Annotated in this window: 15 protein-coding genes and 2 pseudogenes; 8 read left to right on the forward strand and 9 right to left on the reverse strand. The window is 43.2% G+C overall.

Annotated features, from left to right (window positions below):
- Positions 1-41 precede the first annotated feature (41 nt).
- Both NQ518_RS01335 and NQ518_RS01340 read right to left on the reverse strand, forming a co-directional pair.
- Positions 42-1325: an MFS transporter gene (locus NQ518_RS01335; protein ID WP_227961066.1), complete on the reverse strand. Its 1284-nt coding sequence runs from the start codon at positions 1323-1325 to the stop codon at positions 42-44.
- A 50-nt stretch (positions 1326-1375) separates the two neighbouring features.
- A complete protein-coding gene (locus NQ518_RS01340) occupies positions 1376-2467 on the reverse strand; it encodes an aldose epimerase family protein (RefSeq protein WP_227961064.1) in 1092 nt (363 codons plus the stop codon).
- A gap of 299 nt (positions 2468-2766) precedes the next feature.
- Between NQ518_RS01340 and NQ518_RS01345 the strand changes: the two are divergent.
- The 3 genes and pseudogenes from NQ518_RS01345 to NQ518_RS01355 all read left to right on the forward strand — a co-directional run.
- Positions 2767-3993 (forward strand): annotated as a pseudogene (locus NQ518_RS01345) (IS1634 family transposase); the annotation flags it as partial.
- A 133-nt stretch (positions 3994-4126) separates the two neighbouring features.
- A complete protein-coding gene (locus NQ518_RS01350; protein WP_227208630.1) occupies positions 4127-5299 on the forward strand; it encodes an IS4 family transposase in 1173 nt (390 codons plus the stop codon).
- Between the two features lie 53 nt (positions 5300-5352).
- Positions 5353-5691 (forward strand): annotated as a pseudogene (locus NQ518_RS01355) (IS1634 family transposase); the annotation flags it as partial.
- Between the two features lie 48 nt (positions 5692-5739).
- On the opposite strand, the gene NQ518_RS01360 reads toward NQ518_RS01355, so the two are convergent.
- The 6 genes from NQ518_RS01360 to NQ518_RS01385 all read right to left on the reverse strand — a co-directional run bounded on the left by NQ518_RS01360 (position 5740) and on the right by NQ518_RS01385 (position 13772).
- Positions 5740-7035 carry a bifunctional folylpolyglutamate synthase/dihydrofolate synthase gene (locus NQ518_RS01360; RefSeq protein WP_227961061.1) on the reverse strand — a complete coding sequence of 432 codons (1296 nt, stop codon included), beginning with the start codon at positions 7033-7035 and terminating at the stop codon, positions 5740-5742.
- A gap of 51 nt (positions 7036-7086) precedes the next feature.
- A complete protein-coding gene (gene dnaJ / locus NQ518_RS01365) occupies positions 7087-8253 on the reverse strand; it encodes a molecular chaperone DnaJ (RefSeq protein ID WP_227961059.1) in 1167 nt (388 codons plus the stop codon).
- A 44-nt stretch (positions 8254-8297) separates the two neighbouring features.
- The gene (locus tag NQ518_RS01370; RefSeq protein WP_227961057.1) at positions 8298-8912 is read right to left on the reverse strand and encodes a nucleotide exchange factor GrpE; all 615 of its coding nucleotides are present in this window, start codon (positions 8910-8912) and stop codon (positions 8298-8300) included.
- 119 nt (positions 8913-9031) lie between these two features.
- Positions 9032-10648 (reverse strand): ABC-F family ATP-binding cassette domain-containing protein, encoded by a 1617-nt coding sequence (locus NQ518_RS01375; protein WP_004349502.1) that lies wholly within the window; start codon positions 10646-10648, stop codon positions 9032-9034.
- 99 nt (positions 10649-10747) lie between these two features.
- Positions 10748-11569: a DUF4886 domain-containing protein gene (locus tag NQ518_RS01380; RefSeq protein ID WP_227207935.1), complete on the reverse strand. Its 822-nt coding sequence runs from the start codon at positions 11567-11569 to the stop codon at positions 10748-10750.
- A gap of 34 nt (positions 11570-11603) precedes the next feature.
- Positions 11604-13772 (reverse strand): GH92 family glycosyl hydrolase, encoded by a 2169-nt coding sequence (locus tag NQ518_RS01385; RefSeq protein ID WP_227207937.1) that lies wholly within the window; start codon positions 13770-13772, stop codon positions 11604-11606.
- Positions 13773-14313: 541 nt separating this feature from the next.
- Between NQ518_RS01385 and NQ518_RS01390 the strand changes: the two genes are divergently transcribed.
- On the forward strand, positions 14314-15477 hold the full coding sequence (locus tag NQ518_RS01390; protein ID WP_227207939.1) for a penicillin-binding transpeptidase domain-containing protein: 1164 nt from the start codon (positions 14314-14316) through the stop codon (positions 15475-15477).
- Positions 15478-15752: 275 nt separating this feature from the next.
- Here NQ518_RS01390 and NQ518_RS01395 read toward each other — a convergent pair whose 3' ends face one another.
- The gene (locus tag NQ518_RS01395; RefSeq protein ID WP_227208633.1) at positions 15753-16916 is read right to left on the reverse strand and encodes an IS4 family transposase; all 1164 of its coding nucleotides are present in this window, start codon (positions 16914-16916) and stop codon (positions 15753-15755) included.
- Positions 16917-17070: 154 nt separating this feature from the next.
- On the opposite strand from NQ518_RS01395, the gene NQ518_RS01400 reads away from it, so the two are divergent.
- From NQ518_RS01400 to NQ518_RS01415, 4 genes are all read left to right on the forward strand, one after another.
- Positions 17071-17562 carry a hypothetical protein gene (locus NQ518_RS01400; RefSeq protein WP_227208556.1) on the forward strand — a complete coding sequence of 164 codons (492 nt, stop codon included), beginning with the start codon at positions 17071-17073 and terminating at the stop codon, positions 17560-17562.
- A gap of 54 nt (positions 17563-17616) precedes the next feature.
- Positions 17617-18048 carry a hypothetical protein gene (locus tag NQ518_RS01405; protein WP_227208558.1) on the forward strand — a complete coding sequence of 144 codons (432 nt, stop codon included), beginning with the start codon at positions 17617-17619 and terminating at the stop codon, positions 18046-18048.
- 133 nt (positions 18049-18181) lie between these two features.
- Positions 18182-18376, forward strand: coding sequence for a hypothetical protein (locus tag NQ518_RS01410; RefSeq protein ID WP_227208560.1), 195 nt, complete (start codon positions 18182-18184; stop codon positions 18374-18376).
- Between the two features lie 84 nt (positions 18377-18460).
- The gene (locus NQ518_RS01415; RefSeq protein ID WP_227208562.1) at positions 18461-18808 is read left to right on the forward strand and encodes a hypothetical protein; all 348 of its coding nucleotides are present in this window, start codon (positions 18461-18463) and stop codon (positions 18806-18808) included.
- Positions 18809-18870: the final 62 nt, after the last annotated feature.

An 18870-nucleotide genomic window follows, 5' to 3' on the forward strand; every position in this document is an offset into this window, starting at 1 on the left:
GTACTTATCTGGGATAAGCATTCAGCATTCTTTGTTGCTTATTATTCTACAGGAATGTCTTTGTTCACATTCTTGCAGCCTACCAGAGCGTAGTAGAGTAGGTATGCGAGCATGGCTATAACAAGCCAGTAGCTGGCAATGTAATCGTTGAGGCTGGTTGCAATTTGGTCTTGGATGAATGGCATCACACCACCACCAACAACCATCATCATAAAGATACCTGACGCTGCGGCCGTGTATTTACCCAGACCTTCTGTCGCTAAGTTGAAGATACAGCCCCACATGATTGAGGTACAGATACCACATGAAATGATGAAGAAGCACTTGATAGGAACTTCAGAGCCACGGAATGACACGGCAGAACTCTCGGGGAGCACAATGGCAACCAATAAAAGGATGATGGCCAAGGATGAGGTGAAAATCATCTGTGTACGTGAAGATACTTTACCACTGATGAAACTGCTGACGAAACGGCCAACGAGCATCAACAACCAATAGATGGCTACGATACCACCAGCTACGGCTGCCGCACCAGGGAAATCGAGCTTGGTGATGTAGAAATTCAATTCAGCTGGAATACCCACTTCAATTCCCACATAGAAGAAAATGGCAATCACGCCGAGGATGAAGTGACGGAAGTTCCATGGACTGTATTCAGACTTAACGCCTGGGGCGGTTGACTGTGGTTCTGGAATGGCTACGAATGAAATAATCAGGAAGGTAACGGCAAACACGCCCATGGCTACCCAAAGCAAGGGGGTAACGTCAGTCATGCTGGTTTTGTCCGTAACTTGACCAATGAGCACACCAACAAAGAACGGGGTGAGTGTTGCTGCGAGTGAGTTTAATGTTCCTCCTGTTTGGATGAGTTGGTTTCCACGGTTACCGCCTCCGCCAAGAAGGTTCAACATGGGGTTCACCACCGTGTTTAACATACATACACAGAATCCGCAAATGAACGCACCTAACAAATAGACGATGAAGTTGAGCATAACTGGTTGTCCCTGAACGCTGAACATCTCACTGCTTCCGCCAAACGTACTTGATAAATACTGTACAAACAAACCGATGAAACCGATTGCGATAGCAATCAGTGCAGTTTTCTTGTAACCGTATTTCACAAGCATCTTGCCTGCTGGGATTCCCATGAAAAGATAAGCCAGGAAGTTCATTAAGTTACCAACCATACCAGCCCAAGAGTAGGTTTTACCCCAAATATTTCCGAATGGTGCTGCAAGGTTGGTTACGAATGAAATCATAGCAAAGAGGAACATCATTGAGATAATCGCAACAATGACGCCATTTTTGTTAGTCTGTTGTTCCATTTTTTGTTGAAAGATTTTTTTATTAGTTATTTTAGATATTTCTTCCTGGATTATTTCTGTGTATAAAACTTATAAACAGTCTTTTGCTTATATTCTTGGTTAGGTTTCAATACCACTGATGGGAAATAAGGATGGTTAGGTGAATCAGGGAAATGTTGCGCCTCGAAACACACGGCACTGCGGCGTGGGAAAGTGGCACCATGCTGCCCTTTGTATCCGTCTGCCCAGTTGTCAGTGTACAATTGTACGCCTGGTTCGGTGGTATACACTTCCATGATGCGACCGCTCGTTGGATCGGTCAATCTGGCTGCAAAGCTTAGTTCACCTTCTTCTTTCTTGTTCAACACGAAGCAATGATCATATCCGGCACCATTTTTAATTTGCACGTCGTCTGCTTCTATGTCTTGACCGATGGACTTAGGCTGACGGAAGTCAAATGGTGTTCCTTCTACAAATCGAATTTCACCCGTGGGAATGGAGGTATCATCGATTGGAATATAATAATCTGCATTGATTTCGCAAATCTGGTTTTCTATTGTAGGAGTAGGATTTGCGATGCCTGGCAGTGAGAAAAAGCCATGGCTGGTGAGGTTGATAATTGTCTTTTTATTGGTGGTCGACATGTATTCTATCGACAGTTCGTTATCATCATTGAACGAATACACAACCGTTGTCCTTAATTCTCCTGAAAAGCCTTCTTCGCCATAAGGGCTTACATATTTAAGAACCAGGGTTTGATCGTCCATCTGAAGGGCATCCCAAACTCGGGCATTGAACCCTTTGTTGCCACCATGAAGGCAATTTGGACCATTGTTGATGGGCAAGTTATATTCCTTGCCATGCAAATGAAATTTACCTTTTGCGATGCGATTACCATATCGGCCAATCAAAGTAGACAGGTAAGGTTCAGGTGAATCAATGACATCCTGGATGTTGTCGTGACCTTGAATGACGTTGGCGAGTTTGCCCTCTTTGTCAGGAACCATGATGGCAACGATGGCACCACCGTAGTTGGTGATGGCTACTTCGTTTCCAACATTATTTTTGAGAATATAAAGATCTGTATTTTTTCCGTCGATGGTGGTTTGAAAATCCTTGGACTTCAATCCACAGAGGTTTTCTGTTTCTGTTGTGTTCGTCATAAAAATAAGTTTTTAGTTACTTGATGCTTTTGCAAAGTAACTGAAAAAAAATGAATATGACAAACTTAAGTCATAAAAAAACATTGACTTTTGGTGTTAAAATCTATTAAAGTATCATTGTTTGAGAAAGGTCAATAAATCGGCTACCACATAACTACTTCCACCGATGAAAATGAAATCCTGCGCATCTGCGTCCTGACTTCGTCACTCAAAAAACATGTATTTTATAACTGGTTGATAAACACTATTTTGTATCTTTGTGTCATCTAATATTGGGTGACACGAAAGATATTTTAACTATGTTTGTCCGCAAAAAGAAATATCCATCTGGCAATATCGGAGTTATCGTTGTTGAGAAAATTGGAGGCAAAATGAAGGAACTTGCCACAATTGGAGTAGCCTATAATGAAGGTGAGGTTGAAAATCTTGTCATTGAAGCAAAAGAATGGATTTCCAGAGAGAATTCACGCCGCCAGCCCCAGCTTGATCTATTCGGCGAGGAACGTGAGGCCTGTGACCATGAGCGTGAAGAAGTCCGCCGTGTCCTGTCCAATGTCAGCAATATCTTTCTCAACGGATGCGACTTGATATTAGACCGCACGTTTGACAGGATTGGTTTCAATCGGATTGACGATGATGTATTCCGCAAGCTTGTTAAGGCTCGTTTGGCATATCCAACAAGCAAAGCTGCCACGGTGGAATACCTTAAAAACCACTTTGACGAAGATATGGATCTCTCAAAAATCTATCGCTATCTTGACAAGCTTAGCGACCATCAGCACGAAATCGTACAGGACATAAGCGTGCAACATACAGCTAAACTGTTCGGTGGAAATATCGGTGTGTTATTCTATGATGTTACCACACTTTACTTTGAAGCGGATTATGAGGACGAATTACGCAAGACAGGTTTCTCGAAAGAGGGACGTCACAGTAATCCTCAAATCATACTTGGACTGCTTGTCAGCCTTGGTGGCTATCCGCTTGCCTATTGCATCCATGAAGGCAACAAATATGAGGGTCATACGATGCTGCCGACGATAAACGAGTTTGTAAGCAAATACGGATTGGAAAACTTCGTTGTAGTGGCAGATTCTGGTCTGATGAACAATGCCAACATAGCGGAACTTGAATCGCACGGCTACAAGTATATAATAGGTGCGAAGATAAAGAATGAAAGTCAAGAGGTCAAGAACTGGATACTGGAACAGCCCAAGCGCGACTGCCAGATGGTTGAATATGACAAAGGAGGCGGACGTCGTCTCTTGGTCGGCTATACAGATGACCGTGCTAAGAAAGATGCCTATAACCGGGAAAAGGGAATACGCAGGTTGGAAAAGGCTTACAAGCATGGTGCGCTCACGAAAGGCAACATCAACAAGAGAGGTTACAATAAGTTCTTATCCATGGATGGTGAAGTGAAAGTCGCCATCAATTATGACCGTGTTGCCGACGACTCCAAATGGGACGGCCTAAAGGGATATCTCACCAATACGGATATACCAATACAGGACATATACACGGCCACTACTGTCCACGAAAATCTTTTAATAATCTCTTGAAACGCCTATAAATACAAGCTTGTAGGAGATAAAATAGACTCCCTACTTTTTGAAAAGAGTATCTTTGCCACAAATTACAATTTGAAAGCAGATACTTATGAACAAAGGTCGATACGTATTTTCACAGCTGTGCGACTTTCTGCCGACAGACCATTTCAAATGGTTGATAAAAAAGTATGAAGGTAATAAATATGTGAAGAGTTTCACTTGTTGGAATCATCTGATGGTTCTTCTATTTGGTCAGTTGTCTAATCGTGAGGGATTACGAGACCTTATTGTAACCATCACTCCGTTCAAGTCAGCGTTCCACCATCTTGGTTTTGGAAAGAATGTCAGTAGAAGCAATTTGAGCAAGGCCAATGAAATACGCGAAGTCAAGATATTCCAAGAGTTTGCAGACAAGATGGTTTCCATAGCAAGAGAGAAACGAGGAGTCGTCAAGGACTTCTTCATATCGAACAATGTCTATGCGTTTGACTCCTCAACAATATCATTGTGCCTTTCTGTATACTGGTGGACTAAACTGCATCATGGGAAAGGAGGAGTGAAATTGCATGAACTGTATGACGTGAAGACAGACATTCCGACATTTTCTGTCATTACAGACGCTTCAGTTCACGATTCTCAAGTGATGGAGCTAATTCCCTATGAGAAAGAGAGTTTCTATATATTTGACAGAGCGTATATGGCAACTAGGAAACTTTATATAATAGAAGGAGCAGAAGCTTACTTTGTCGTGAGAGAGAAGCATAAAATGCCGTTTGAGGTCATAGAGGATAAAGAATACAACAACCCTTCATCTGGAATTATGGCTGACCAAATTATACGTTTCAAGGGATACAAGACTAAGAAGCAATATCCAAATAAACTTCGACGAGTGGTATTCTATGACTATGATGGTAATAGGACATTTGTATTTTACACGAACAATTTTGAAATTACAGCGGAACAGGTTGCTATGCTTTACAAATACAGATGGAGAGTAGAACTGTTCTTCAAATGGCTGAAGCAACATCTGCGCATCAAAGAGTTTTATGGAACCTCGGAGAATGCTGTAAAAATACAAATCTATGCAGCTATCATTGCATATTGTCTTGTCGTTATCGTACAAGAATGTATGGGGCTAAAGCTTCAAACCTATGATGTTCTAAGAATTTTAAGCACGGCATTGTTGACAAAAATGCCATTGTGTGACTTGCTCATTGAACAGAAAGAGGAAGAATTTACTGAAGGAAAAAACCTGCAGCTCTGCCTCAATTTTGATGGGTAACTATCAATTTGTTACTTTTTGAAATGTTAAAGGGTTTTCGTGGACAGTAGTGATACACGGCATATCACAACCTTTGGCATGTGGAACGAGCCTTCCGCATAGCCAAATCAAAGATAGAGATACGTCCCATGTTTCACTTTACGCGCAAACGAATCGAGGCTCATATATGCATCTGCTTCGTGGCTTTGAAAGTATACAAGGAATTGGAGCGTATGTTGAAAGTCTCAGAGATTAAGATGAGCATAGACAAGGTGCTTGCATTGGCAAAGACCATTACAACGATACAAATCAAGCTACCTCTGAACAAGGAGGTTTATACGCAGACTATGCTGATGGCAAGACATCAGAGAATAGCTAAACTCTTTGACGAAGATTTTTGGGTGACACGATGACGAAGTCAGGAAAAACATTGACTTTTGGTGTTAAAATCTATTAAAGTATCATTGTTTGAGAAAGGTCAATAAATCGGCTACCACATAACTACTTCCACCGATGAAAATGAAATCCTGCGCATCTGCGTCATGCATGGCTGCTTGGTATGCATCCTTCACGGTTGGGAACGCTTTTCCATGAAGATGGTTTTCACGCCCTAATTGTGCTACTTTTTCAACAGGAAAAGCGCGTTGACATGCAGGTTGTGTCCAATAGTATTGTGCATTCTGGGGCAACATTTGCATGATAGTCGACAGGTCTTTATCGTCCACCATACCGAATACGATTCTCATTTGCGCACAATCTTGTTGCGCCAATTGTTGGCTCAGATAGGTCCATCCGCCAACATTGTGTCCCGTGTCACAATAGGTTGCCGGCGACTTTTGAATGCATTGCCATCTTCCCAGCAGTCCGGTGGTGGTCGAAACCTGTTTGAAGCCTTGGTGAATACTGTTGTCTGACAACTTGATGAGGTCGTAGTTCTTCAGCACTTTCACTGCATTCAAGACGGTGTTGGTGTTTTTGTCTTGATAATTTCCCATCAAGTCACCATGAATTTCTCCGAACGACTGCGTTTTATAGATTCTTTCTTGCAACGCATTATCATACCTGGAGGCGATGATTTCATTGTTATCTTCAGCGAAAATAAGGGGAGCTTCATGTTGGTTTGCAACTTCTTCAAACACGTTTTTCGTCTCTGCCGTTGTCTCACCCACCACCACTGGAATGTGGTTTTTGATGATGCCGGCTTTTTCTTTGGCGATTAATGGCAGCGTGTTACCCAGAAACTGGGTATGATCCAGACTGATGTTGGTAATGATGGATAGGAAAGGGGTGATGATATTGGTACAATCGAGCCTACCTCCCAGTCCCACTTCTATAACCGCAACATCGATTTTCTGCTCTGCAAAATATGTAAATGCCAGTGCTGTTGTCAGTTCAAAGAATGAGGGATGAAGGGGTTCAAAGAAACTTCTTTCTTCTTCTACAAATCTGATAACGCGTTCTTGGTCGATGCATTTGCCGTTGACGCGTATGCGTTCCCTGAAATCAATGAGGTGAGGAGAGGTGTAAAGTCCTACTTTATACCCTTCTGCTTGCAGAATCGAGGCTAATGTATGCGAGCACGATCCCTTGCCATTGGTGCCTGCTACATGAATGGTCTTATATTGTCTGTGTGGATGATTAAAATGCTCATCCAATGCCAATGTGTTTGTTAAGCCTTCTTTGTAGGCCGATGCGCCCACATTTTCAAACACAGGGGTTGCGTGAAAAAGGTAATCAATCGTTTCTTCGTATGTCATCTTAAACGATAAAAAATGCAGTTGATGATAGCCATCAACTGCGAGTTTAACTTAATCAAAATAATTTCTGAACTTCTTGAAGATAGACCGTTTGGTCACATTGTCGCCTTTGAAATTATCATTGTTGCGCAAATTCTCCAGCATGTTCTTTTCCTCACGACTCAAAGTCTTTGGTACGAAGACGCTGATGTGCACCACCAAGTCACCTTTTCCGCTGCCATATCCTTGCACGGCGGGCAATCCCTTGCCTCTCAGGCGCAATGTCTTCCCAGGTTGTGTACCAGCATCAATCTTGATTCTAACCCGCGTTCCTTCCAGTGTGGGTATCTCTACGTCTCCTCCGAGGGCCGCAGTTGGGAAGTCAAGCAGCAGGTTGTAAACGATGTCCTGACCATCACGAATGAAAGTATCGTTTTCCTCTTCTTCGATGTACACCTGGATATTCCCGCTGATACCGTTTCGTTGGCCTGCGTTACCCTTGCCCGGAACGTTCACGACCATGCCTTCTGCCACGCCTGCCGGTATTTTAATCTCAACGATTTCCTCGCCTTTTACCACTCCGGTGCCATGACACTGATGGCATTTGTCTTTGATGACGGTGCCTTCTCCGTGACAGGTTGGACATTCCGTTTGTGTTTGCATCATGCCCAGCATGGTTCTTACCGTCTTGACTACAACGCCACTTCCGTGACAGGTAGGGCAGGTCTCTGACTTACTTCCGTTTTCTGCACCGCTACCATGACAGTGCGTACAGGTAACATCCTTTTTTACTTTGAACTTTTTGGTAACTCCGGTCGCAATTTCTTGTAGCGAGAGTTTCACTTTCAGCCGCAGGTCTGAACCTCTGTATTGAGGTCGTTGCCTACTGCCTTCGCCACCAAATCCACTGAATCCACCAAAACCTCCATGTCCGCCAAATACATCACCGAACATAGAGAATATGTCGTCCATGGAGAATCCGCCTGTTTCTCCGAATCCTCCAAAGCCCCCTGCACCGGGAGCGTTAAAGCCAAACTGATCGTACTGTTGTCTCTTTTGTGGATCATGCAATACGTCATAGGCCTCGGCTGCTTCCTTGAACTTCTCTTCAGCTTCCTTGCTGTCGGGATTGCGGTCGGGGTGATATTTGATAGCTAGTTTGCGGTAAGCTTTCTTTATTTCGTCTTCTGAAGCGTTCTTGTTAATGCCAAGCACTTCATAGTAATCACGTTTTGCCATTTATTTAATCCTATATATACTCTCTTATATACACTGTTCCTCGTTTACTGGCCTACAGCCACTTTGGCATGTCTGATGACCTTTTCGTTGAGGGTGTATCCTGTTTGTACGCAGTCAACTACTTTTCCTTTTTTGTCTTCTTCCACACCAGGAACCATGGCAACGGCCTCATGAAAATCTACATCAAAATCTTTGTCCTTTGTCTCGATTTTCTTGACGCCTAAGCCCTCTAATGTGGTTTGAAGTTTCTTGAAAATCAACTCCCAACCCTCTTCCAATGCCTGGATATCCTCTGTGTTTGCTGAATTTGCTGCTGCTCTTTCCATGTCATCAAGGATGGGCAGAATGGCCGAAACCGTTTTTTCGCTACCATTGAAAATCAATTCAGCTTTCTCTTTTTGCGTGCGCTTTTTGTAATTTTCGAACTCTGCAACAGTGCGTAGATATTTGTCTTTCAGTTCATCAAGCTCGGCTTGTGCCTTCTGAAGCGGATCTTCTTTAGTTTCTGAAGTATCTTCTACTTCTTCAGTTTCTTTCTGTTTCTCTGAAACTTCGGCGTTCGCTTCATTGTCTACTGTAGCTTGTGTGTCTACATCACCTTCTTGATTTTTGAGAATGTCTTCTTTCGCTTGGTGCTTCAATTTATTTTTATTGCTCATTTTCCTAATAATTGATAATTCTTCTGTTATATCATAGCAAAAAGCTTGCCAAGTTTCAATTACTTGTCAAGCTGTTTTGTCTTTGTGAGATACTGCTATAGAAAGCACACCATTCTTTCTCAAGCATTATACATCTTTTCTTTCAGTTCTTTGATTTGCTCATCGTAGATATACTCGTCGTATTCCATTAGTTTGTCTATAGTGCCACTCGGTGTCAATTCGATGATGCGATTGGCTACTGTCTGAATGAATTCATGGTCATGACTAGAGAACAGAATGTTGCCCTTAAACGATACGAGGTTGTTGTTAAACGCCTGGATACTCTCCAAGTCCAGGTGGTTGGTTGGTGTGTCTAATATCAGGCAGTTGGCATTTTTCAGTTGCATGCGAGCAATCATGCAGCGCATTTTTTCACCGCCCGACAGCACGTTGACCTCTTTCAATACCTCCTCGCCAGAGAACAGCATGCGTCCTAAATAGCCTTTCATAACCACCTCGTTGCCCGTCCCAAACTGGCTGAGCCAGTCCACAAGATTTAGCTTTGAGTTGAAATATTCGGCGTTGTCGAGTGGGAGATAGGCGGTGGTGATGGTCACGCCCCATTTGTAAGTTCCCGCATCAGCCTGTCGATTGCCGTTGATGATTTCGAAGAGCGCTGTCATGGCCTTGGGATTATGGCTCAAGAAAACAATCTTCTCATCTTTTTCTACATTAAAGCTGACGTTGTCAAAAAGTACCGTTCCATCGGTGTCTACCGCTTTCAGTCCTTCAACTTCCAGAATCTGATTGCCTGGTTCTCGATCCATTTGGAAGATAATTCCAGGATATTTTCTACTCGACGGACGAATTTCCTCCACGTTCAGTCGCTCCAACATCTTCTTGCGAGAGGTGGTTTGCTTACTTTTTGCCACATTGGCAGAGAACCGTCTGATAAACTCTTCCAGCTGCTTGCGCTTCTCTTCGGCTTTCATCTTTTGATTCTGAGCCTGACGCAATGCCAGCTGAGAACTCTCATACCAGAACGAATAGTTGCCAGAGAATACCGTTACTTTACCAAAATCGATGTCAACAGTCTGTGTGCTGACGGCATCCAGGAAGTGACGGTCGTGACTAACCACCAACACCGTTTGCTCTACGTTGCTCAAATACTCTTCCAACCACTGCACCGAGTCAAGGTCCAAGTCGTTGGTAGGCTCGTCAAGCAATAAGTTTTCTGGATTGCCAAACAAGGCTCTTGCCAGCATGACACGCACTTTCTCGTTGTTCGACAGCTCTGCCATCTGCTTGTTGTGCAAGTCTTCTTTGATGCCAAGATTCTGCAAAAGCTGGGCTGCATTGCTCTCAGCTTCCCATCCGTTCATTTCTGCGAACTTCAGTTCCAAATCTGCTGCGCGATTCCCATCTTCTTCCGTCATCTCGGCTTTGCCGTAAAGGGCTTCGCGCTCTTTCATGTTGTTCCACAAAGGCTCGTGACCCATCAACACGGTGTCCATCACCTTGAATTCATCATATTTGAAGTGATCTTGTTCGAGTACCGACAAACGCTCACCTGGTCCCAGTTCAATGGTCCCTTTGTTTGGCTCTAATTCGCCGCTGATGGCTTTCAATAATGTTGATTTCCCTGCACCGTTGGCACCTATAATCCCATAGATGTTTCCGCGCGTGAATTTGATGTTGACGTCCTTGTAGAGCACTCTCTTGCCGAATTGGATGGCAAGATTTGAAACTGTTATCATGTTCTTTACCTTAACTATTTATGATTTGGGTGCAAAGGTAATCATTTTTATCTACAATTTTGGTGCAACTGGCTGATAAATTACACCAGCCAGTCGTTGCTATTCTGCCAACTTGTATGGGGTTTTTACAGCGGCATGTGCGGCTTTTTGTGCAGTCAACGCATCTTTGGCCGTTACTTTTGCGGGGCGAAACTTCTTGCCTACACAGCTTTTCCCCGTCAGTGCTTCTGCCCATGTACATGCGGCGATGTAGCGACCTAAGCCCAAATCCAAGTGAAAACCGTCGCGGTTGAGGTGATCGCCAAGGTAGGTGGCGCGAGCGTTTTGCACAGCCGTACCAGAAGGAATGACGAAATGGATGTCGGGATGATGCTCCAAGTTTTGACGAACGGCATCGCAAATGGCGTTGTACATGGTCATTTGGTCATTGTTGTAACTCTTGAATCCTCCGTGTTTTGAATATTGAGGATAAGCCCACGTCATGTGAAAACCTATGCGCGGATTCTTGTTCGTCGCAATTGCTTTGACGTATCGGATGAGGTTTGTCTGAAAAGGTTCGTAGGTGCGATACAAACCAGCGTCGTGACTTACTTGCTGAAAGGTGATGATATCCCACTCTTCATCAATGACGATGGAGGTAAGCGTGCGCTTCTCAGATGTTGTTTTTTTGCCTTTTACAATCTTCCTGTAGCTGAAAGCCGGCTCTTGGTTCACTACTACTTTCCAGTGCGATTCAAGCCCTTGTCCGCCTCGGTAGGCATTTCCAATAATCAGTTGGTCGCCGTTCTCGGCGCAAAGTTCGTAAAGATACTGTTCAACGGCGTCTTCGGAAAAACTGTTTCCAATGGCCAACACTCTAATGGTTTTTGCTGACAGGCTTACCGAAATCAGCAAAAGTAATGTTAATAATGCATGTTTCATTTTTGTAATTTGATAGATAATTAATATTTAACTTTTATTTTTGACAATCTCCGGGTGCAGTCACTATCGTCAGCTCACGACCTTGTTGAAGGGCTGCATCTTGAATAAACCATCCTTTCAATCGTTTACCGCCATATTCAATGCGTTTGATTTTATTGCCTTTTCCCTGCTTGCGTATGGTGAACGTCTTGCCATTGTTCAATTTCAGTTTTACTTGGTCGAACAAAGGTACGGTTACAATGTATTCGGGGTCGGCTGGCGATAGGGTGTAGAGCCCCATTGCATTGAAGACAAACCAGGAGGACATTTCCCCCGCATCATCCATGCCGGCCAAGGCCAAACGGTCTTCACCCATATCGTAATAGTGGTTCATGATGCTGTCTAAAACACACTGTGCCTTGTCTTGGCGTCCCACAAAATAGTACATGTAGGGTATGCTGTGGCCAGGTTGGTTGCCATGGCAATAGTTACCGATGAAGCCAGTTAGATTCTCAACTTCGTATCCCCGCCATGGTTCCGAAAACATCTTGTCCAACTTCTTTTCTATTGTTTTCTTGTTAGGATACAAACGGATGATGCCCGGTATGTCATGGGGTGCGAAAAACAGGTTGTTCCATGCATTGGATTCACGGTACATGTACGCAAAGTATGGATAATAAGGGTCAAACTCCTTGATGAATGAGCCGTCGGCAATCCTTCCTCTAAAGAACCCCGTGGATGGGTCGAATACATTCTTGTAGTTTTGTGAATGCTTCATCAGCAGTTTGTAGTTCTTGGTGTCACCCAGTATTTTAGCCACCTGCGCCGTTGCATAGTCATCGTACGCATATTCCAAGGTCTTGGTGACGGCCGCCTTGTATTCGTCGTAGTAAGGAACCTGGGTTGTGTCCTTCTCTGCAACCCAGCCTTGTTTGAGGTATTCATCCAGATAAGGTCTTCCGCCTCTGCCTGGCACCGTGGCGTTTTTCAAGATAAGCTGATAGGCACGGTTGAGGTCAAATCCGCGTAAGCCCCGCCGATAACTGCCGGCAACAAAGGTCGAGGCATGGTCGCCATGGAAGAAAGTGGGCATGTAACCGTTGCGCTTCTCGCCTTCGTCAATGAGCGAACGTAAGATGTCGACGGTAATCTTTGGCTCTACCAGTCCTATCAACACCAGCTTGTTGCGATAATCGTCCCAAAACGATGGGTTGGTGTAGTAGTGAAATCCATTGTTTACCGTGTTTCCTCGTGCATCTGTATAGTCTTTGTTCACGTCGCTTCTAAGGCAAGGCCATAAGCATGAGCGGTACAGACAGGAGTAGAACAATTGTTTTTGCCGCTTCGTACCGCCTGTCACCTGAATCTTGTTGAGCAGCGCCTCCCAGGTCTGGTCGGCCTCATTTCTCACTTGCGCGAAATCTTTTTGTCGCATTTCGGCTTCCAAATTGGCTTTGGCACCTGCTACGCTTACAAACGAGAAGCCTATTTTGAGCTCCAACGGCTGCTGGGTGGTCGAATTCTTAAAGTCAACTACCGAAACGGTGTGGTTTCTTCCTTGCAGCTGTCCGATGTGGTCGACTGCATAATTGGATATAGCATAGAAATATATTTTACCATCCGCATGCTGATAACCAGAGAACGAATGCTCACCAACCTTTTCGATTGCCCATTCGCGAACGTGGTTGTTGGTGCGCGTCATGTCGGCAATCAGTCGCTTGCGGTCTCCCGGTTTGAACGTGTATTTGTGGTAGCCGCATCGCAGGGTAGAGGTCAATTCAGCATTGATTCCATAGCGTTCGAGGTACACTTGATAGTAGCCTGGGTGGGCACTCTCGTTGTGGTGCGAGAAGGGTGATGCAAAGTCGTCGGCGTTCACCCGTTCTGCATTCGTCGGCAATAAGGGCAGATGCAGCAAATTCCAGTGGCCTTTACAGGTGTGTGCAAATCCATAAATCTGTTTGTCTTCATACTGATAACCGGCTCCACTTCGATACATGGTTACCGGTGTGAGTTGTACCATGGCATGTGGCAATGACGCCCCTGGGAAAGTTTCGCCTCCCCATGTGCGGGTTTCTCGTTTCCTCTCATATTGAAGATCTTGTTGGGTCCATAGGGTGGCCGTACCCAAAAACGGGTTTACATATTGCGTGAGATTCTCTGTGGCCCAAGCTTGGTAAGTGAAGAAAACAAGCAGCACGGAGATCAGGGCATATCTTTTCATGAGCATATCGTTAAGTTAAAGTTTAGTTAGGGCAGGGCAGGCCGCATTACCAGAAAAGATAGCGACCTATCCATTAGCAGAAGCAAAGGTACAATTTTATTTTTTGAAAAAAGAACCGGACAGCTTAAAAAAAACGCAAATGATTCATCTGCATCATGAGCCAGTGCTGAAAACGGTTCTGTTTTGCCACGAAAAATACGCTGCTGATGATTGACGGGTATTACTTCATTTTAGAGTAAATGTTCCCTGAAATAAGGTGTTGATAGTCACCGCGTTATGCTGTCTTTTCAAACTCATGGAGTTTACGCACCAAACTCATGAAGTTTAAACGGTAAAGTCATTGACTATGAGGCGTAAATTCAATGACTTTAAAGCGGCACTTTAATATCATGGAGATTCCTCTCTGGGAAGATGCCGTAATCGTACCGCTTTCGCCAGATGAGGAAGGTTTGATGTCGTTCTAGCATTTTAAGAAAAATTGCTGCGGCGGTCGATAATTTTTATTATCTTTGCCTGAAAATTCAACGAGTTGAACTAAACGATGATACGAACTATTTTCCAGATACTTTTCGCTTTTTTTATGGTCGTTTTTCCCCTCCATGGGTTTACCCAAGAGAGTACAAGTGTAGAAAAGCTGACGATAAATCAATCGCTACAGCGCCTGGCGAAACGCCTGTTGCAAAACAAGCAGGGCAGTATTGTGGCCATCGAGCCAGCTACGGGGCGAGTGCTTGCGCTGGTTAGTAACGATAAATTGGACGATGGCGTCAATCGTGCCATATCCACATCTTATTCGCCCGGATCCACTTTCAAGGTGGCTCAAGCCTTGTTCATGCTGTCAGAAGGAGCCATAGACACGAAGAAGACGTATGCTTGTCAACGCGGTTTCTCGTTTAATGGCATTCGTATTGGCTGTCATCCACATCGCACGCCGCTGGCAATGATTCAAGCCATTGGGCAGTCGTGTAACGCATTTTTTTGCAAATCGTTCCAAGAAACAATCGACAACCGGCAGCTGTATCCATCACCATCCGCCGCTATCAATCGGTGGGCCGACTACATGCACAGCATGGGACTGGGCGTATCGCTTGGCATTGATTTGGAAAATGAAGACCGTGGATTGATTCCTGATTCGGCTTATCTGCAAAACCTGCACAGGAAATGGAATGGAACCACCATTATGTGGGTAGGAATGGGGCAGGGGGAAGTAAAAGCCACGCCCTTGCAACTCTGCAATTTGGCCGCAATGGTCGGCAATCGCGGTTATTACATCACTCCCCATATTCACGAAAACGCCTCCGGGCACGCCGTTGATACCACCCGACACCACTGCATGGCCACGCCCGAAGCTATTGACGTTGTCATCAAAGGCATGCGAGCAGCCGTCAAAGGAGGCACGGCACACGCCATCAACGCTCATCAATATGAAATATGTGGCAAGACCGGAACCGCTGAAAACAAGGGGGATGACCATTCTACCTTTATGGGTTTCGCCCCAAAAGATTTGCCTCGCATCGCTGTGAGCGTATATGTTGAGAATGGTGGTTTCGGTGCTGATTTGGCTGCACCGATGGCCTCTCTCATCATCGAGCAATACCTCAATGGCCGACTATCTGAGAAGTCGGCCCAAAAGGCTGAGAGGTGGGCGAAAAAGAAAGTGAAAATCACCCCGATAGAAATTCCCATTACACTTGATGACATGTGATGAGGAACATGAAAAAAAGAAGAGTTGAAGTTATGTTCTTCTTCACTTACGTCCCTCACAATCCCGAGAGTTCAATGTGATCCGCATTACAATGGGTAAAGTCAATATTGTGACGACCTTGGGACATATGGTGGTGGATGGCTTGCAACAAGTTCTGTTGATATGATATATGGAAGATAATGGTATAATTATGAATAAGAAATTTGAATATTTTTTGAATGCGGTTCATTATTGCATGTCATTAGTGTCCCGTTAAAATCGGGACCAGTTAAATATTAATCAAATAACCCCGGAAAGAGGGGACAATCGAGTTCTTTGACATTATTGAAATCAGTCCTTTCGAAGAGATCTACGAGTGGTGTCTTATCCATAAGCGAAATACTTAGAATCTGAAGAACCTCATAAGTCGATCGCTTAAGTTGAAAATCATGTTGTACGATAGCAACAAGGCAATAGGCTATGATTGCCGATGAAATTTGGATTCTCACAGCATTCTCTGTAGTACCCCAAAACTTCTTGATCTTGAGGTGCTGCTTTAGCCATTTGAAGAACAGCTCTATCTGCCATCTATTCTTGTAAAGATTGGCGATTTCAGGTGCTGTAAGATGAAAGGCATTGGTTAGGAAAGCAAACTCCCTGTCTTGTTCTTCATCATAGAATTTGACGAGTCTGAGTTTCTCTGGATACTTTCGGTATGAATTGTATTCAATGAATTCAATTACAGCATCTGTCAATATATTCTTTGGCAACCTGCGTCTCCATTTACAGCATTTGTATTGCAGATTCTTCTTGGCTCGCACAACAAAGAACGATTCATGCTGATGTATTTTGAAAAGTTCCTTGAATGCATTATATCCACGGTCGAATACATAGTAAGAACCTGATTCATAAGGAATTTCCTTCATGGAATTTGAGTCGTAAATGGATGCTGTAGAGATATGGAAGAAAGCAGGAACCTGAGATTCGAGGTCATATAACACATGTGCTTTTATCCCTCCCTTCTTCTTACGGAACTTTGCCCACCAGAAGACTGACAAACACAAAGGAATTGTCGTTGAGTCGAAGGCATACACATTGCCTTTCAACTTGAAGACATCCGTTACCCGTTTCTTTCTGGCTTGCTCCATCATATAGAAAGCAAAGTCTTCAAAGATACGGTAGTCACGATTCTGATTGGCTGAAGCAAATGTCGTTTTCGCAATAGGCTTACGCCCTAATCCAAGATGGTATTGCTTTGCTCTATGTGCTTCAAAAGCAACTATCAAATCTCGCAAACTCTCTCGATTACTCAGTTGACCAAACATCATAGCAAGCAACTGATTCCAACAAGTGAAATGCTTCACATAGCGGTTTCCATCATACTTGCGAACATAGTTGTTAAACTGAGTTCTGTTCAAAAAAGCGGTGAGCTGGGCAAAAACGTATTTGTCTTGGAACATAACAGTCATTTAAATTTGACTGCAAAGTTACGAAATCAAGTCCGTTTCATTTCAAAACACCACCTAATAGACTGTATTTCAATTAATTCAAAGAGCGATTAGCCCACCTTAACGGGACATTAGTGATTGCATGTATCTAAAAGAAATATGGTCAATGAAAAAAGTCGATAAAGGTGTGTTGCGGATAATGCACTATTTATCCGTTCTTTTTTCTTTTGAGAACTTCTACAATAAGAAAGTGGATGAGAGAAAGAATGAGAAAGAATTGTGGGATTATATGTATGAGAAGGATGGAGGGGTGTCTATAGGCTTCGCCCACCATTGGTTTGGGTATTTCTATTCTGGTTATTCTATATTCTTGTCATTTGTTTTACTGGGAATCCCAGATGGTATGTTTGGGGGTGTGAATCTAATTGTAGCAATGACAATAATCGCACTGCCTATCGGTTTGTGTTATATCCCTGCATATAGGGCCGTTTTTTCAAAAGACCGTTATCTGAAATACTTTAAGCAATTTGAGAAAGAAGATGAGCAATGGCATAAGAAATGGAATCGGATAACATGGGCGTTCTGCATCGGCTCTGTAGTTTTCACAATTAGCGGAATATTTGCGATGTGGGGAGTCAGCTTATTATTCAGAGGATAAAATGAATAAAAGTTATCCAAGGCCATGCCAAAGTGAGATTAAAAACAGATAGAAATGAACACTTTAAAGTTATCTATAATTACTTGTCTTTCAATACTATATTCTCTCACATCTTTTGCAGAGGTAAAATCGGATGTCAGCATTGAAATAGGAAGCTTCGACTCTATACCATCAGAGATAGATGGTGGTTGTTGTGTTTTTTATAAGTATCCAGGCAAAGTGCGAAATAAAGGCTACATTATGGTGAACGATCTTGCGACCACAGCTTACATGATGGTTAATCGTCATCTTGAAGAGTTTACTCTTGTGGCCAATAAGAAAGATGTTTTTTGGTATAAGAATAAAAAATTCACTTTAAAAGTGACGATTAACAGTACAACGAGTAAAGGCCATGGTGAGTCTTTCAATGTGAAGGGCATCCTTATCGTGGAAGATTACAACAAGAATAGACGAAAACTTGCTTTCTGTGGGAATTGTAGTTGGTAGTTTATGCTTTAGTATTAAGAGTAATTGAGGGTATCGCCCACATGTTAGAATGTGAATGATGATGATGTGTAGGAACTAACACTTTCAAGTCACTACACATGCTAATCACATTAGGGTGTACCTGCCGAATCCTATGAGCGATTTCGGAGGCTGTTATATAGAAACTTTTAGTGTAGATAAAAATTATGGACGATTAGGCAACATCCTATCCGTTATGGATGAAAATGGTGCAAAGGTCTTCGATGCCTCCTACGATGCGTGGGGCAGGCAGACGGTGACGATCAACACCATGGGTCTGCACCGTGGCTACACGGGACATCGTCGTTAAATTATTACGTTTAACTTTTATGTAATTATGTTGTATTTTAAGTTTCAATATCGGCACCGTAAAAAAGAAATCCCAGTGCAAACGATGAAAGAAAAAAACTTATGTAGTAGAATTCGTTTTATTTTGAGCAAATATTTTAATGCCGATCCAGACTTTTTTGATAAATTAGGCGATGTAGCAATGTGGTATTTAGAATATGATGAAAAATACGATGAACCTTTTCGAGAAATAGGAATTGATAGCGGTGGAAAAATAATAGTAAAAATGCCCGATGAAAGGAATTACGGTTATTGGTTGGATACAAACTGTGATTTGCAATTCTTCAAGAAATTCAATATTCAAATGATAACGGAACAAGAGTTTAATAATTTATGGAACTCTGTCTATTATGATAGAAAAAAAGGTGAACTTAAACCTGTTCATAGCTTCTGACAGGGTGTCCAAACAAAACACTCATCCTTGTTTGAAGAGTTGCAAAACAATATTCATGGGAT

It is taken from the genome of Hoylesella buccalis ATCC 35310 (assembly GCF_025151385.1).
GTDB classification, from domain to species: Bacteria; Bacteroidota; Bacteroidia; order Bacteroidales; family Bacteroidaceae; genus Prevotella; species Prevotella buccalis.